General features: G+C 61.4%; 1 tRNA gene. It reads right to left on the bottom strand.

The features are described from left to right. Positions 1-197: 197 nt before the first annotated feature. Positions 198-270, bottom strand: a tRNA-Phe gene (locus PS14A_RS26525). Between the last annotated feature and the right edge of the window lie 7 nt (positions 271-277).

Genomic DNA, 277 nt, shown 5'->3' with positions numbered 1-277 from the left:
ACCGGCGGATCCAGGTTGAGATGGTGGGTTGAGGCCACTCCCTCCCACCAACAGCGCGCCGCTCCGGTGCCGAAGGCGGACGAGGTGTGACCGTCCGGTCCCGGCCAGAAACCGAATCCTCACCAGGGGCAAAGCAAAACCCCCGCCATGTAGAAGCTAGGCGAGGGTTTCTGGGCTGATTGTAATGATCAGCCTTGTGGCTCCGACCGGCATCGATCCGGTGACCTTTCGATTTTCAGTCGAACGCTCTACCAACTGAGCTACAGAGCCGCGCGAC

The sequence above is a fragment of the Pseudomonas sp. 14A genome, assembly GCF_018132745.1.
GTDB classification, from domain to species: Bacteria; Pseudomonadota; Gammaproteobacteria; order Pseudomonadales; family Pseudomonadaceae; genus Aquipseudomonas; species Aquipseudomonas mercuritolerans.
Note: the sequence above shows the minus strand (reverse complement) of the source record. Positions and strands in the feature narration are given on the sequence as shown.